General features: G+C 65.7%; 15 protein-coding genes. 8 read left to right on the top strand and 7 right to left on the bottom strand.

All coding sequences use genetic code 11. The features are described 5' to 3' along the window. Positions 1-142: 142 nt before the first annotated feature. The 3 genes from ACYPYD_RS05480 to ACYPYD_RS05470 all read right to left on the bottom strand — a co-directional run bounded on the left by ACYPYD_RS05480 (position 143) and on the right by ACYPYD_RS05470 (position 2874). Positions 143-823, bottom strand: a complete 681-nt coding sequence (locus ACYPYD_RS05480; RefSeq protein ID WP_008828843.1) for a DUF2490 domain-containing protein — start codon at positions 821-823, stop codon at positions 143-145. A 176-nt stretch (positions 824-999) separates the two neighbouring features. Next, positions 1000-1641: a class I SAM-dependent methyltransferase gene (locus tag ACYPYD_RS05475; protein ID WP_069707565.1), complete on the bottom strand. Its 642-nt coding sequence runs from the start codon at positions 1639-1641 to the stop codon at positions 1000-1002. Positions 1642-1647: 6 nt separating this feature from the next. Beyond that, on the bottom strand, positions 1648-2874 hold the full coding sequence (locus ACYPYD_RS05470; protein WP_069707566.1) for a BtaA family protein: 1227 nt from the start codon (positions 2872-2874) through the stop codon (positions 1648-1650). Between the two features lie 255 nt (positions 2875-3129). Here ACYPYD_RS05470 and ACYPYD_RS05465 point away from each other — a divergent pair, with 255 nt between their 5' ends. From ACYPYD_RS05465 to ACYPYD_RS05440, 6 genes are all read left to right on the top strand, one after another. Further along, the gene (locus tag ACYPYD_RS05465; protein WP_459662370.1) at positions 3130-4341 is read left to right on the top strand and encodes a saccharopine dehydrogenase family protein; all 1212 of its coding nucleotides are present in this window, start codon (positions 3130-3132) and stop codon (positions 4339-4341) included. Next, positions 4341-4769: a hypothetical protein gene (locus tag ACYPYD_RS05460; protein ID WP_459662369.1), complete on the top strand. Its 429-nt coding sequence runs from the start codon at positions 4341-4343 to the stop codon at positions 4767-4769. The genes ACYPYD_RS05465 and ACYPYD_RS05460 overlap by 1 nt, the downstream gene beginning before the upstream one ends. A gap of 5 nt (positions 4770-4774) precedes the next feature. Continuing rightward, on the top strand, positions 4775-5125 hold the full coding sequence (locus ACYPYD_RS05455; RefSeq protein WP_008828838.1) for a DMT family protein: 351 nt from the start codon (positions 4775-4777) through the stop codon (positions 5123-5125). Between the two features lie 16 nt (positions 5126-5141). Further along, positions 5142-6320, top strand: a complete 1179-nt coding sequence (locus ACYPYD_RS05450; protein WP_459662368.1) for a carboxynorspermidine decarboxylase — start codon at positions 5142-5144, stop codon at positions 6318-6320. A 415-nt stretch (positions 6321-6735) separates the two neighbouring features. Then, positions 6736-7959: a type III PLP-dependent enzyme domain-containing protein gene (locus ACYPYD_RS05445; protein ID WP_285021843.1), complete on the top strand. Its 1224-nt coding sequence runs from the start codon at positions 6736-6738 to the stop codon at positions 7957-7959. A 166-nt stretch (positions 7960-8125) separates the two neighbouring features. Further along, entirely contained in the window at positions 8126-9583 is a 1458-nt protein-coding gene (locus ACYPYD_RS05440; RefSeq protein WP_459662390.1) for a hypothetical protein, read from the top strand. On the opposite strand, the gene ACYPYD_RS05435 is transcribed toward ACYPYD_RS05440, so the two are convergent. The 4 genes from ACYPYD_RS05435 to murI all read right to left on the bottom strand — a co-directional run bounded on the left by ACYPYD_RS05435 (position 9573) and on the right by murI (position 13854). Continuing rightward, a complete protein-coding gene (locus tag ACYPYD_RS05435) occupies positions 9573-10673 on the bottom strand; it encodes an NADH:flavin oxidoreductase/NADH oxidase (RefSeq protein ID WP_069707571.1) in 1101 nt (366 codons plus the stop codon). The two genes, ACYPYD_RS05440 and ACYPYD_RS05435, sit on opposite strands and share 11 nt — an antisense overlap. A 165-nt stretch (positions 10674-10838) precedes the next feature. After that, the gene (hemA, locus tag ACYPYD_RS05430; protein ID WP_069709120.1) at positions 10839-12053 is read right to left on the bottom strand and encodes a 5-aminolevulinate synthase; all 1215 of its coding nucleotides are present in this window, start codon (positions 12051-12053) and stop codon (positions 10839-10841) included. 128 nt (positions 12054-12181) lie between these two features. Then, a complete protein-coding gene (locus tag ACYPYD_RS05425) occupies positions 12182-12979 on the bottom strand; it encodes a hypothetical protein (RefSeq protein ID WP_459662367.1) in 798 nt (265 codons plus the stop codon). Positions 12980-13002: 23 nt separating this feature from the next. Continuing rightward, entirely contained in the window at positions 13003-13854 is an 852-nt protein-coding gene (gene murI / locus ACYPYD_RS05420; protein WP_459662366.1) for a glutamate racemase, read from the bottom strand. Positions 13855-13961: 107 nt separating this feature from the next. Here murI and plsY point away from each other — a divergent pair, with 107 nt between their 5' ends. Next, positions 13962-14549: a glycerol-3-phosphate 1-O-acyltransferase PlsY gene (plsY, locus tag ACYPYD_RS05415; protein WP_008828830.1), complete on the top strand. Its 588-nt coding sequence runs from the start codon at positions 13962-13964 to the stop codon at positions 14547-14549. Next, positions 14546-15655 carry a DNA-processing protein DprA gene (gene dprA, locus ACYPYD_RS05410; RefSeq protein ID WP_459662365.1) on the top strand — a complete coding sequence of 370 codons (1110 nt, stop codon included), beginning with the start codon at positions 14546-14548 and terminating at the stop codon, positions 15653-15655. The genes plsY and dprA overlap by 4 nt, the downstream gene beginning before the upstream one ends. Positions 15656-15727 lie beyond the last annotated feature (72 nt).

The raw sequence follows: 15727 nt of genomic DNA, 5'->3' as shown, positions 1-15727 counted from the left end.
TCCGCAGGAATGGGGAGGGGGACCGCACGCGTAGCGGGTGGTGGAGGGGGAGAAACCCCTCCGTCAGCCCTGTGGGCTGCCACCTCCCCATTCCTGCGGAACAGGGAGGATAAGGCGGCATCTTTCCATCACGTCTCCCGTTTCAGAAATTGAACCCCAGTGAAACCGAGGCGACATTGTCGTTGCTGTCGTCGGCATCGGGCCGGAAGCCATGCTGGTGGAGATAGCCGACCTCGAGGTTCACATTCTTCGCCAGCGGGGTCGTCACGGCGATCATGTTGCGCATACGCTCCTCGCCCTGGACGCGCTGGAAGTTCGTTTCGTTGAGGTCGATGAAGCTCTCGTGGCTGAGTACCAGCGCGGTCTTGCTGTCCTTGCGGAAGGGCAGGACATATTTGACGTAAGGGCGCAGCCGGTAGGCGGTGCCGCCGATGCCTTCGCGCCAGCGTTCCTCGACGCGCAGGCGGGCGCTCAGCTGCCCGGGGCCGATCTTCACGATATTATCGAAGGTCACCTGCTGGCGGCCGCGGTGTTCCATCACCGAGAAATGGCCGGCTTCATAGTTCGGATCGTGGGTATAGCCGACCCACACGGTCACCTTGTCGGCCACCCTGTAGCCGATCAGGGAGTTCGATTCGACTTCGTAGAGCCCGTCGCGATCGTCGCTGAAGCGCCCGATCACTTCCTGTGAAAAGCGCCACTTGTCGCCTAGCTTTACCGTCGCGGTGCTGCCCAGCCAAAGCTGCTCATCCTCCGATGCGCAGGCGGGCGCGGCGATGAAGACCACCGCGAGCGTGCATAGGCCATGGATGATCGAGCGCATTGGTTATCTCCCTCCCGAATGGAGTGCGCCGACTATGACTCAATTGTGACAGTTTAATGTCTGTAAGTATTCTGCAGTATGACTCTTTGGTTACAGTCAGCGAAAAAAGCTGCGTGCTCAGCGTGGCCAGTTCCGGGAGCGCGAGGGCAATGGCCCTCTCTTTTCCCTTTCAGCCTTCAGGTCCGCGAAAGTCGCACCATCTGGTAATATCCGAGAGGCCCGCGCCAAACCTCCAGTTCCAACCCCTGCTCATGCGCGACGCGGCCCGCCACGTCGGCAAGGTCCAGCCGGGGCGTGACGTGGAAGCGAGCCAGCCAGCCGAGCAGCAGCTTGCGCAAGGGGCCGGGCAGGCCGGAGCAGTCGCCGAAGTCCACGACGTGCAGCCGTCCGCGCGGAGCAAGCGTCGCGGCGGCCTGTGCAAGCGCGGCCTGCCAGTCCGGGATCATCGAGACGGCGTAGGATAGCATCACGCGCTCGAAGCCTTCGCGGCCCAGCAGCGCGGCGGCGTCGAAGCGGGTGGCGTCGCCCAGCGCCAGTGTGCCGTTCGTGCCCAGCGTCTTGCGCGCGGCGCGCAGCATCTCGCTGGAGATGTCGAGGCCGAACAGCTTCACCCCGCGCCACGTTCTGCCGACATGCGCGAGATTGCGGCCGGTGCCGCAGCCGATCTCCAGCACCGCCATGCCGGGCTTGGCGTCGAGTTCGTCGATCAGGCGGTCGCGGCCGAATAGGTAGTATTTGCGGGTCAGGTCGTAGATCGGGCGCTGCCAGCGGTAGATGCGATCCATCAGCGCGGCGTGGTCGGGGGCGAGAGTTGCCATGCGGGCTCAGCCCTTGAACACGTAAAGGTGGACGCCGCCGTAGATCGACGAGCGGTCGGCCAGCGTCGCCGTCTGCGACTGCTCGACGCGGTAGTCCCAGCGGTCGAGGATGGCATCGGGCACGCGGCCGGGAAGGAGCGAGGGTTCGGCAGCGGTGCGGAACAGCACGCGGGCGCCGGGCTTGGCGGTGCGGGTGATCTCGGTCCACAGTTCGGTAAGCTGCGCGTCGGTCATCCAGTCCTGCGCGTCGAGTAGGACGTAGCGATCGTAGCTGGCGTCGTCCGCTGCGGCGAGGACATGGGTGAAGTTGGCGTGGCGCAGGTCCAGCCGGTCGAGCCGGTCGCGGACCAGCGGCAGGTTGGCTTCCTGCAGGTACGGGGGCAGGGGGGCCTCTGTGCCCTTGCCGTACCCGCGCGAGAACGCCTGCCATGCAAAGTAGTTATCGTTGACCGGGAAGTGGCAGGCCAGCTTCTCCAGCCGGCCGCGCAGCACGTCCGCCATCGACTGGCCGCCCGCCAGCGCGTCGTACTGCGCAGGGGGGATGCCGAGGCCGAACAGCGAGGCGGGGTGCTTGGTCAGCCAGCGCACGAAGCGGCGTTCGAACACCGGGGCGAAGCGCTCGTCGAAGATGCGGCGCTGTTCTTCCATCGATGCAGCGTCGAGGATTTCGGCGGGGTTCACCTTGTGCAGTTTCGCGATGACGTGCGCTGCGCCGATGAAGCCGCCGAGGAGGCCATGGCGGTAGACGCCGCGCGTGAAGGCCCCAATGCGGCGGCGGCCGACGAGGTCGCGGCCTTCCCAGTAGCGGCGCGTCGCCTCGTCGAGGTGCGGGGCCAGCTTCTCGCGGTAGAGGGCGACGTTCTCGGCACGGTCGGCCTCGGCGATGAAGCGGCGCACTTCGACATGGCTGAGGTGGCGCACGGCGGCGTGCTTCAGGTTGTTGAGCGCGATGTGCGCGGTGTTGAGGTCCACCACGGTGATGCCCGCCGGGTCCGCGGTCAGATACGACAGCGCGTTGCAGCCGCCGCTGGCGATGGTGATGATGCGGCTGTCGGGCGTGATCTCCATCGCCGCCATGTCGGCGACCGGGTCCTCCCAGATCTGTGCGTAGACGAGGCCCTTGAAGGCCATGGCGAACGCCTTGTCGAGCAGCTTGCTCTTGCGCGATGCTTCGTCGCGGACGACCGCGTTCTCGATGAGATTTGAACGGTTGCCGGAAAGAGGGCTGGTCATGGCACTGGCTCCTGCGAAGGGATGCGGCGCGGATGACACCGTGGGGTGACCGGGTGATGACGGGTTGAAGGCGGTTTATGACACTTCGGGGCGGCCTGTGCGGCGTTTGCGGTTGCGTTGTGTGCCGTTAGGGTGCCTTTGGGTGCCGTTATGTGCACCTTGGGTGCCGGACAGTTGAGTTGTCACAGAACGGCCCTATATGGCCCGCTTTCGATTGGCCTCGTTCAATCGGCAAGGCGCATTGGAGACAGGTTGATGAGCAAGGTTCTGGTGATCGGTGCGGGCGGCGTTGGATCGGTCGCGGTCCACAAGATGGCGATGAATCCCGATATCTTCTCGGACATTCACCTCGCCAGCCGCACGGTCTCGAAGTGCGAGGCGATCGCGGAATCGGTCAAGGCGCGCACCGGCGTGACGATCGGCACTTACGCCATCGACGCCGACGACGTGGCGGCGACCTCGGCCCTGATCCGCGAGATCGGTCCGAAGCTGGTGGTTAATCTTGCCCTGCCTTATCAAGACCTTGCGATCATGGATGCCTGCCTTGCGACCGGCACGCACTACGTGGACACCGCGAACTACGAGCCCAAGGACGTGGCCAAGTTCGAGTACCACTGGCAGTGGGCCTACCAGGAGCGCTTCAAGGAAGCGGGCCTGATGGCGCTGCTCGGTTCGGGCTTCGACCCGGGCGTCACCAGCGTCTTCGCGATGTGGCTCAAGAAGCACAAGCTGAAGACCATCCGCACGCTCGACATCCTCGACTGCAACGGCGGCGACCACGGCCAGGCCTTCGCGACGAACTTCAACCCGGAGATCAACATCCGCGAAGTGACCGCGCCGGCCCGCCACTGGGAGAACGGCGACTTCGTCGAGACCCCGGCGATGGCCAAGAAGGTGAGCTTCGACTTCGAGGGCGTCGGCCCCAAGAACATGTACATGATGTACCACGAAGAGCTTGAAAGCCTTGCGAAATTCCTGCCGGAAATGGAGCGTGGCCGCTTCTGGATGACCTTCGGCGATGCGTACATCCAGCACCTCACCGTGCTGCAGAACGTGGGCATGACCCGCATCGACCCGGTGATCTACAACGGTGTGGAAATCGTGCCGCTGCAGTTCCTGAAGGCGGTCCTTCCCGAGCCTGCATCGCTTGGCCCCACGACCAAGGGCAAGACCAACATCGGCGACATCGCGACCGGCGAAGCGCTCGACGGTTCGGGCGAAAAGACGTTCTACATCAAGAACATCTGCGACCACGAAGACGCCTATGCCGAGACCGGTAACCAGGCCGTCAGCTACACGACCGGCGTACCCGCGATGATCGGCGCGGCCATGGTCGTGACGGGCGCATGGTCGGGTGAGGGCGTGTTCAACATGGAGCAGTTCGATCCCGATCCCTTCATGGACATGCTCAACAAGCACGGCCTGCCGTGGACCGTCGAGGAACTGTCCGAGCCGCTTCCGTTCTGATGGGCGGCCGCTCGCGCCTCCTGTTCCTGACCGCGCTGGGCGCGCTGGCGCTGGGTGGCTGCACCCCCGCCGCCGCGCCCCAACCCGGGCCGGTCACGCCCACGGCGCCGACCGGTCCCGCCGAGCCTGCAGGCAACCAGTCCTATGCGCGCGAGATGAGCGCGGCGGACAAGGCGGCCTGCACCTCCGGCGGCGGCACGGTGCAGCGGCGCGGGATGCTCGGCATGGAGATGTGCGTGCACGCCTATGCCGATGCGGGCAGGCAGTGCACCGATTCCGCGCAGTGCGAGGGCAAGTGCGTGGGCAGCGCGGGTTCGGTAGCGCCGGACAAGGCGGCGACCGGGCAATGCCAGGCCGATGATCGCCTGTTCGGCTGCTATGCGGAGATCAAGGGCGGCAAGTCCGCCTATGCGATCTGCGTCGACTGAGCGGCATGAACTGGTCCTTCGTCGCCCCCGTGGCTTTGCTGGCGGGCTCCAACCTGTTCATGAATACGGCGTGGTATCTCCACCTCAAGGTGCCCGGAAAGGCGCTGTGGGTGGCGATCGCGATGAGTTGGGGCATCGCCTTCTTCGAATACTGTCTGGCCGTTCCCGCCAACCGGATCGGCAGTTCCGCCTATTCGCTCGGCCAGCTCAAGGTCATGCAGGAGGCGTTCTCGCTGCTGGGCTTCGTGCTCGTGGCCTGGGCGCTGTTCGGGCAGAAGCCGGGCTGGAACGAGATCGTCGGCTTCTGCCTTGTCGGGGCAGGGGCGTGGTTCATTTTCAAAGGCCCGCTGGGCTGACTTGGGACTAAGCATCATGGAAACCAGAGCCGGCGATCCGGGCGCTTTCGCGAACTTCGACCTGTCGCGCGTCGACAGTCCTGCCTTCGTGATCGATGCCGCCAAGCTGCGGTCGAACCTGCGCATCCTGAGCGACATCGGCGAACAGTCTGGCGCGAAGGTGCTGTCGGCGCTGAAGGCCTTCTCGATGTGGTCCACCGCGCCGATCGTGGGCGAGTATCTCGACGGCGTCTGCACCTCGGGCCTGTGGGAAGCGCGCCTCGCCTCGGAATTCTACGACGGCGAGATCGCCACGTACTGCGCGGCCTACAAGGCGGAGGACATGGACGAGATCCTGCGCCTTTCCGATCACGTGATCTTCAACTCGCCCGCCCAGATCGAGCGCTTCTGGCCCTTCATCGAAGGCGCCCGCGCGCGCGGAGAGAGCTTCGACATCGGCCTACGCGTCAACCCGCTGCACCCCGAAGGCGAAGTCCCCAAGTACGATCCGAGCGCGCCGCATTCGCGCCTTGGCTTCCCGATCGACCAGCTTACCGAGGACCATGTCGGCCTGATCGACGGCATCCACTTCCACAACTTGTGCGAGCAGGACTTCGAGCCGCTCAAGCGGACGTGGGACAAGGTTTTCGACTTCCTCGAACCGTTCTTCGGCCAGATCAAGTGGATCAACATCGGCGGCGGCCACCACGTCACCCGCGCGGATTACCAGCGCGAGGAACTGATCGAATTCCTGGCCGACATGGCCGAGGATACCGGCGCCGAAATCTACATCGAACCTGGCGAGGCGGTTGCGCTGGACGCCGGGATTCTCGTGGGTACCGTGCTCGATGTGGGCTGGAACGGCATGCCGGTGGCGATCGTCGACATTTCCGCCACGTGCCACATGCCCGACGTGATCGAGGCGCCGTATCGCCCCGCCATGCTTGGCGAACGCGGCGAGGATGAAGCCGAGGCCATACGCCTCGGCGGCCCGTCGTGTCTCGCGGGCGACGTGATCGGCGACTATGTGCTGCCGGCCGATCCCGAAGCCGGACAGCGCTTCGCGTTCCTCGACCAGGCGCATTACTCGATGGTCAAGACGACGACCTTTAACGGCGTGCCGTTGCCGTCGATCTGGCTGTGGGATTCGGAAACCGACGCGCTCGAATGCGTCCGCCGGTTCGATTACGAGGACTTCCGCAGCCGTCTGAGCTGATCCCCGGAGGTATCCTGACGCGGGCGTTAAGCATGAAAGGGGCGGGTGTCTGCGAAGCTGCAACCACCCGTCGTGCCCATGATGCAGCCAATCCCGTTAAGGCGAATCGTCCGGGACCGATCCTACGCCTTGCCGCGTTGCAAACGATGACACGGACGGCCTGACTGTCACTGGGGTGTCATCACGCTGCAATGGAGTGGATCAATGCAAACCGCTGCAGAAAAACGGAATTTCCTGAGATCGTACGCCCGGTTCGGCGCCCTCTTCCGGCTAGATGACGTTTTTGTGAAAGTCCCCGTTTTTCACTTGCGATTCATGTCCTGAGCCTTATATCCCGCCCCTCGCTGCCCCATGGGGACTTCCAAACCGCAAGGCAGCTCTTGTCTGTTAACACACCGTTTGGGGGTCCCTTGAGTTGCACGCATTCCTCGACGCACCGGCCGTAGCGCGCACCCTCGCGCCTGACGAACCAGTCATTCTGAACCGCCCGCATGCTGCGGCGCGCGCTGCCCGATTCTTCGCCACGAAGTTTCCGGGCAAGTCGCTCTATGCGGTGAAGGCGAACCCGTCGCCCGACCTCGTCCAGATCCTCTGGGACAATGGCATCACGCACTACGACGTCGCCTCGATCACCGAGGTACGCATGGTGCGCGGCGTCCTGCCGGACGCGACCCTGTGCTTCATGCACCCGGTCAAGACCGCCAGCGCGATCCGCGAAGCCTACTTCCAGCACGGCGTGCGTACCTTCAGCCTCGACACCCTTGAGGAAGTCGAGAAGATCGTCGAAGCCACCACCGATGCCGAGGGCAACACCGCCACCGACCTGCGCCTCTGCGTGCGTCTGCGAGTGTCGTCCGAGTATTCGGAACTGAGCCTCGCGTCGAAGTTCGGCATCGACGTCGCCGATGCGGGCGAACTGCTGCAGGCCACCCGTCAGGTCGCCGACTGGCTGGGCGTGTGCTTCCACGTCGGTTCGCAGGCGATGACGCCGTTCGCCTATGTGCAGGCGCTCGAGCGCGCCCGTGCGGCCATTGCGGCCGCTGGCGTGGTCATCGACATGGTCGACGTCGGCGGGGGCTTCCCCTCGTCGTACCCGGGCATGGAACCGCCGCCGCTCGAGGACTACTTCGCGATCATCCATCGTCACTTCGAGGCGCTGCCGATCGCCTACAACGCAGAGCTGTGGTGCGAGCCCGGCCGCGCGCTGTCAGCCGAGTACAACTCGCTGATCGTCAAGGTCGAGAAGCGTCGCGGTGACGAACTGTACATCAACGACGGTGCTTATGGCGCGCTCTACGATGCGGCGCACGTCGCGTGGCGCTTCCCGGTCAAGGCCATCGGCCGCATCGACAAGAATGGGGACGGCGAGCGTTCGTCGGAGCTGAAGGAGTTCTCCTTCTACGGCCCGACCTGCGACGATGCCGACTTCATGGAAGGCCCCTTCCTGCTCCCCGCCGACATCAAGGCGGGCGATTGGATCGAGGTCGGCATGCTGGGCGCCTATGGTGCCGCCATGCGCACGGCGTTCAACGGCTTCGGCGGCGGTGAGGTCGTCCTGGCCCAGGACGAGCCGATGGCCAGCCTCTACACCGGCCGGAAGGACCCGCGCGTTTCGGACAACGTCGTCTCGCTGCGCTGATCCGATCAGTTACGAATAACGAGAGGCCCCCGGGACCGATGGTTCCGGGGGTTTTCGTTTGCGTGGGCGATTGGGGCGATCTTAACCCTCGTGGCGCTAGATGATGCCGATGCCGAAACTCGACGACCGCACCCCGATCCCGCGCTGGCGGATGCTCATGCCTGCGATGGTGGCGCTGGCTTTCCTGCCGGTGCTGCTGGCGCCGGTGCCGGGTTTCGTCGACATGCCGTCGCACATGGCACGGCATCACGTTCTGGCCAACATCACGGCCGATCCTGCGCTGAGCAGGATATTTGCGGTACATTGGCAGTGGATCGCCAACCTCGGTGCCGATCTGCCTTCGGTGCTGCTGGCGCCCCTGCTGGGCAGCGAGCGTGCGACGCTGGTGGTTGGAGCCTTGCTGGCGCCGCTGACGGTCATGGGCCTGTTCCAGCTTTCCCGCGCCGCGCATGGGCGAGTGAGCGCAAGCGCTTTCGTTGCACTGCCTTTCGCCATGCATCAGGCATGGATGTGGGGTTTTCTCAATTACTGCATGGGCATCGGTCTGGCCTTGCTGGTTGCGGCATGGCTGTACACCCGGCCGCGCGAAAGCGGACGCGAGCAGGTGATTCTGGCAGTTGCGGCGCTGGTCGTGTGGACGGCGCATATGGCGAGTTGGGTGGTCCTGCTTATCCTCGCGGCGGGCAACGAGTTGGGGAAGCTCGGAAGCTGGCGCGAAGTGTGGCCGGCGATGCGGCGCAATCTCGTTCTGCTGGTGCCGGTCGTGCCGCTGCTGCTCTGGCGTTCCGAGGCGGCGGGGCACGGGAGCGGCCCGGCCTACGTCGACTTCGTTAACACCAAGATCGTGGTCTTCGCCAGCGTGCTGCGAGGCACGGACAAGCTGGTGGATATCGGTTTGCTGGCGGCGCTGGCCTGCGTCAGTGGGGTTGCCTTGCTGTGGGCGTCGGGGCGCAGGCTGGAGCGGAGGTTGCTCGTCAGCGGGGTGCTGCTCGCCTTCGCGGCGGTCGCGGCCCCCACGACGATCCTCAATGCATGGGGCACGGACTTGCGTACCGCGCCTATCGCGCTGCTGGCCCTCGTGCTGGCGATCACGCCGAGCGCCCGTCCCGAACGGGAGCGCCTGATCGTGATGGCGGGAATCGCGTTGTTCTGCGTGCGCGTGGGGACAGTGACCCGGGATTGGGTGCGCCATGGCCACGTCCTCGAACAACGCCTGACGCTGCTCGGCGCCGTGCCGCGCGGAGGGCGCGTCGGCTATCTCTGGGCGGCGCCGGATTGCGGTTTTCCCTGGCGTCTGGTGCCGGACGAGAAGCTGGGCAGCTATGCGCTCACGCGCAGGGATGTCTACGTCAACACGCTGTTTATGGTCGACAATGCCAAGCTGATGACCGTCCGCGACCCGCTCCTCGCGCAGCGCTGGTCCGGTGGGACGCAGGACGTGGCGCCGCTTTGCCCTCAAAACCGGCCGGACCTTGCCGCGATGAACGTAAAGATTGCGGGCATGCGTGCGGATGGTTTCGACGCGGTCTGGGTTTCGGGCGGGATTCCGGTCGACCTGCCGCCGCCGCCGGGCTTCGTCGTGGCGAAGCGGGCGGGCGGCGACACGCTGTTTGTCAGGCGCTGACGAACAGGTCCTTGTAGGCGCGCGGCTGGCTGCGCAGGAACTGCGGCGCCACGGCGATCTTTGCGCCCAGCGCCGCTGCGGCATGCCACGGCCAGCGCGGGTCGTAGAGCACGGTACGCGCAAGCCCGATCATGTCGGCATCGCCGGTTGCGATGATGGCTTCGGCTTGCTCCGGTTCGGTGATGAGGCCCACGGCGATCACCGGTATCGACACCGCCTGCTTCACCGCCCTTGCCAGCGGCACCTGATAGTTGGGGCCGACGGGAATCTTCTGCTCGATGTGCAGCCCGCCGCTGGAGACGTGGATCGCAGCCGCGCCGCGCGCTTCCAGAGCCCTGGAGAAGGCGACGGTCTGCTCGATGTCCCAGCCACCCTCTACCCAGTCGGTGCCGGAGAGGCGCACTGTCACCGGCTTCTCGGCAGGAAAGGCTGCGCGCACCGCGTCGTAGACTTCCAGCGGGAAGCGCATGCGGTTCTCGAGGCTGCCGCCATACTCGTCCGTGCGCGTGTTGGAGAGCGGCGACAGGAATTGGTGCAACAGGTAGCCGTGCGCGGCATGGATCTGGATGGCGTCGATCCCGAGCCGTGCGGCGCGATGCGCGGCCTCGGCAAAGGCGGTGCGGACGCGGGCTAGCCCGGCGCTGTCCAACGCCACCGGCGCGTTCTCATGCTTCTGGAAGGGCAGGTCGGAGGCAGAGACCGTCTGCCAGCCGTTGGCTGCGTCCGGTGCGATCTGGGCGCCGCCGTCCCATGGCTTGGCGGTGCTGGCCTTGCGACCGGCATGGGCAAGCTGGATGGCGATGGGCATTTTCGACCAGCGGCGGACGCTTTCCAGGACTTTGCCCATGGCTGCCTCGGTGGCGTCGTCCCACAGGCCCACGTCGGCGTAGGAGATGCGCCCCTCGGGCAGGACGGTGGTTGCCTCGATCGTCAGGATGGCGGCGCCCGACTGGGCAAGCTGGCCGAGGTGCTGGGTGTGCCAGTCGGTCATGCGGCCGTCCTCGGCGGAATACTGGCACATCGGCGCGATGACGATGCGATTGGCGAGCGTGACGTCGCCGAGAGTAAGGGGCTCGAAGAGCTTTGCCATGGATGGTCCTCTGGTCATGTCGTTGCAAAGGGGGGAGAGAGCGCTGGAAGCGCCGCAACGCACGTGCACTTGGGAACGGAGCGCGTGAGAAAAAAGGCCCCCCGCGCGGTGCGGAGGGCCTTTCGGACAAGAATATCTTGCAACTGCGAAAGCGTGCCGCTCGTCTCAGGCGGCGAGGCGCATTTCCAGCCTGTCCCAGATTTCGACCAGGGCTTCGGTCAGTTCGCGCATCATCTCTTCGGTGTGCGCGGGGCCGGGGGTGAAGCGCAGGCGCTCGGTGCCGCGCGGGACGGTCGGGAAATTGATCGGTTGCACGTAGGCACCATATTCGGCGAGCAGGATGTCGCTGATCTGCTTGGCGCGCACCGGATCGCCCACCATGAGCGGGACGATGTGCGTGACGGAGTCCATAACCGGCAGGCCCGCATCGCGGAACATCAGCTTCATCATCGCGGCGGAACGCTGCTGGCCCTCACGCTCGACGCTCGAGCTCTTGAGGTGACGCACCGAAGCGAGCACGCCCGCGACCAGCACCGGCGAGAGCGAGGTCGTGAAGATGAAGCCCGGCGCGTAGGAGCGGATGCAGTCGATGATCTTGTTGTTGGTGGCGATATAGCCGCCCATGACACCGAACGCCTTGCCCAGCGTGCCCTCGATGATGTCGATGCGGTGGGCGGCCTCGTCACGGTCGGTGATGCCGCCGCCGCGTGGGCCGTACATACCGACCGCGTGGACTTCGTCGATGTAGGTGAGGGCGTTGTACTTTTCGGCGAGGTCGCAGATCGCGTGGATCGGGGCGACGTCGCCGTCCATCGAATAGACCGATTCGAAGGCGATCAGCTTGGGCAGGGCAGGATCGGTCTCGGCCAGCAGTTCCTCGAGGTGTTCGAGGTCGTTGTGGCGCCAGACCTTCTTTTCGCAGCCCGAATTGCGGATGCCTGCGATCATGCTGGCGTGGTTCAGTTCGTCCGAGAAGATCACGCAGCCGGGCAGCAGCTTGGCCAGCGTCGAGAGCGTGGCGTCGTTCGAGACGTAGCCCGAAGTGAACAGCAGCGCGCCCTGCTTGCCGTGCAGGTCGGCCAGTTCGGCCTCGAGGTCGACATGGTAATGCGTGTTGCCGCCGATATTGCGGGTGCCGCCGGAGCCGGCGCCGACGTCGTGCAGCGCCTCTTCCATGGCCTCGATCACCTTGGGGTGCTGGCCCATGGCGAGATAGTCGTTGGAGCACCACACGGTGATCGGCTTCGGCCCGTTGTGGCCGGCGAAGCACCGCGCGTTCGGATAGGCGCCCTTGTTGCGCAGGATGTCGATGAAGACGCGGTAGCGCCCTTCGGAGTGAAGGCGCTCGATCGCCTGGTCGAAAATGTGCTCGTAGTTCACGGTGTCGACTTTGTCCTGCCTTGCCTGTTCCGGCGCCTGCCCAAAGCGTTGCGCCCGTTGCCCGGACTGCATTTGCTGCGGCCAATAGCTTATCGCGTCTCTCATTGCCAGTCGCTTGTACCTAAGGGCTAATCGGAAAACGTGCCTGCGGAAAACGGGATTTTGGAAGGCTCGTGCCCCGCAACGATCGTCATCTGCGGCGCGGCGCGGTGCAATGCATTGATCGTCATCAACCAGGAGAGGGTTTCTCTGCGGAAAGAGGCAATCTCTCCGCGGGTGGCGATGCGTGCAGGAAGGCGCAATTCCTTCCAGTTGACGGCGAGCTTGGCGATGTCACCGGCGAACAGGAACTCGCGATCGTCCGAGAGCCGGACGTAGACCATGTTCGCTTCCGGCGCGACGCCGCTGGCCGGAATCACCACGACGCCGGGCGCGAGCGTATAAGGCACGTCGCCCGAGGGCGGCAGTTCCTGCTCCACCCGGTGCGTGCCCGTTGGATAGCCGCCGTTGTGAGTCGGCTTGTCGGCGAGCAGGATGACGTGGGAGGCTTTCGACAATGCGGTCTCGATGCGGGCCTGTGCCTCGCCGCTGTACCGATCGAACTCGTGCGTCATGGCCGAGGAGCGGGAGATTCCGGCGTCGATCACGATCGGGCCGTTGCCCGGCACGATCAGTTCATAAGCGCTGATAATGTTGGGAGCTTGCCGCAGACCGCCGCCCGCCACCAGCATGTTGCGCGAGGTCATGCGCAGGCCCACCGTCTCGACGCGCAGTTCGATGGGGCGCTGGCCATCGCTCGCGTCCGCGAGCTTGCGCAGAGCGCCTATCGTCAGCGGCTTTGCCCTGGGCTCACCGCTCCCGATCCCCGCCCCGGCATCGGCCAGGAACCAGTAGTAGGGGATGGCGATGATGAGCAGTACCGACAACAACCATACATTGAGCCGTCGCGTCAAAACCTCTCGATCCTCATGAGCCCGTAATGCGCCAGCTTCTCGGCATAGGCACCGGGCAATTCTCCCTGTCCGGTGAATAGCGCGCGGTCGGGTCGTTGGCGAGAATATTCCTGTCCCGCAGTGAGACGCGCGACCTGCCGCGCGATGCCTTGTGCGCCGTGCACGAAGCGTACGCCTGGGCCGAAAGCCTCGGCGAGTTCGGCTTCGACCAGCGGGAAATGCGTGCACGCGAGAACCACGGTGTCGATGCGCTCGCCATCGGGCTGCATGCGCAGCGCCTGGGCGGCATGACGGATGAGCGCGGGATCGACGGGTTCGCCGCGCAGCTTGGCCTCGGCCGCCTCGACGAGACCGGGCGCGCCGTGGCGGAGCAGCCGCTTTCCGGCGGCGAATTCGTGCTCCAGCCGGTCGACATAGGCCTGCCGGATCGTCGCCTCGGTGCCGAGCAGGCCGATCACGCCGGTCTTCGTTATCGCGGCGGCGGGCTTGATGGCGGGCACGGTGCCGACGATCGGCACTTCCAGCACTTCGCGCACCATGCCCAGCGCGATGGTCGAGGCGGTATTGCAGGCGATGCAGACCAGACGCGGGCGGAAACGCTCCGTCATGCGGCCGAGCAGCCCGGCCACGCGCGCCGCGATCTGCGCCTCGGTCTTGGTGCCGTAAGGCAGTCCGGCGGTGTCGGCGGCATAGATGATCGGCGCATCAGGCAGGGCCTTGCGCACTTCCTCCAGCACGGTGAGCCCGCCGACGCCCGAATCGAACAGCAGGATCGGCGACGTCGCATCGATCCTTGCAAGCGTGGTGGCGACGCTCTGCGGCGCGCTCTCGATATCGGAAGCCATCATCAATCCCTGGACCTTGCCACCTGTTAACCGCGTCGGGGTTGTCCCGGCAACGCCGAATGCTGCAACCTGTCTTCTGCAAAGCGCGATAGGGCGCTAAGGCGCGTCGCATGACTTGGATTCTTCCGCTCGTACTCGGCTATCTGCTCGGCTCCGTGCCGTTCGGCCTCATTCTGACCCGGGTGACCGGCGCTGGCGACTTGCGCTCGATCGGATCGGGCAACATCGGCGCGACCAACGTGCTGCGTACGGGGCGCAAGGGCCTTGCCGCTGCCACGCTGCTGCTCGATTTGCTGAAAGGTCTGGCTGCAGTACTCATCGCTGCGCAGATCTGGCCCGAAACGGCACCGCTGGCAGCCCTGGGCGCGCTCCTCGGCCACTGCTTCCCGGTCTGGCTGCGTTTCAAGGGGGGCAAGGGCGTGGCGACCGCAGCGGGCGTGGCCTTCGGTCTCGCATGGCCGGTCGGGCTGGCTTACGCGCTGACGTGGATCGGGTTGCTGGCGACGGTGCGCATCTCCTCGGTATCGGGCATGACTGCGGCGATCGTCGCGCCGCTTGCCGCGTTCGTGCTGGGCTATCCGCAGGCGGGGTTGGTCCTGACCGTCATTGCCGCGCTCGTGCTGTTCCAGCACCGTGAGAACATCGCCCGTCTGCGTGCGGGAACCGAACCGCGCATCGGAGGCGGCAAGAAAAAGTGAGTGCCCCGGGCGGTCTTTCGCGGGACGAGGCCTTCGCCCGCATTCGCCTGTTACGCTCGCCCCATGTCGGACCGGTCACTTACCGCCACCTCCTGGCCCGGTTCGGCAACGCAGTAAATGCGATCGCGGCCTTGCCGGAGGTCGCGGGGCGATCCGGACGTCCTTACGCACCCGCGCCGGAGCGCCGCGTTCACGACGAGATCGCCGCCGCTCGCAAAACCGGCGCGCGTTATCTCTTCCACGATTCGCCGGACTATCCGCGCCTGCTCGGCGAGACCGAGGGCGCGCCGCCGATCCTGACCTGGCGCGGAGACATGTCCGTGCTGGCGCGGCCGTGCGTCGCCATGGTCGGCGCGCGCAATGCTTCCGCTGCCGCGATCCGGCTGGCACGGGAGTTCGCGCATGAACTTGCCGGAGAGGGCTGGACAGTCGTTTCCGGCCTCGCCCGCGGCATCGACGGGGCCGCGCATCAGGGCGCACTCGCGACGGGTGGAGCGACCGTGGGCATCATCGCCAGCGGCATCGACATCACGTATCCGCCCGAGCACGCAGCCCTGCAGGAAGAGGTCGCGACGCACGGTCTGCTGCTGGCGGAGCAGCCTCCCGGCTCCGAGCCGCTGGCACGCCATTTCCCCTCCCGCAACCGGATCATCGCCGGGTTGTGCCTGGGCACCTTGGTGGTCGAGGCAGCGCCGAAGTCCGGCTCGCTCATTACCGCGCGGCTGGCGGGCGAGATGGGGCGGCAGGTCATGGCGATCCCCGGCTCTCCGCTCGATTCGCGCTCGCATGGCTGCAACCAGTTGATCCGCGACGGCGCCACGCTGGTGCAGGCAGCGCAGGACGTGATCGAGGAACTGACCGACTTTTCGGGCGCGGTGCCGACGAGCCTGCGCGAAGCGCCCCGTGACTGGGGCGAGGAGGTGCCGTCGGCAGCGGCCGCCAATCCCGCCGACGTGGCGGGTCTGCTCACGACCGCGCCGGTTGCCGTCGATGAACTGATCCGCCAGTCGGGCGCGAGCGCCGCTGCCGTTCAGCTTGCCCTGCTAGAGTTGGAACTGGACGGCAGGCTTGCCCGCCACGCCGGTGGGCGGGTCAGTCTTGGGTGAGCGTGCTGCCCGGAAGAAATCGACGGTGCGTCTTTATCCCGCAGCGCTTATGCGGCAAGGGAGCCGTCCCGG

This window comes from Novosphingobium sp. 11B, assembly GCF_054589055.1.
This window is presented reverse-complemented; position numbering and strand designations above follow the sequence as displayed.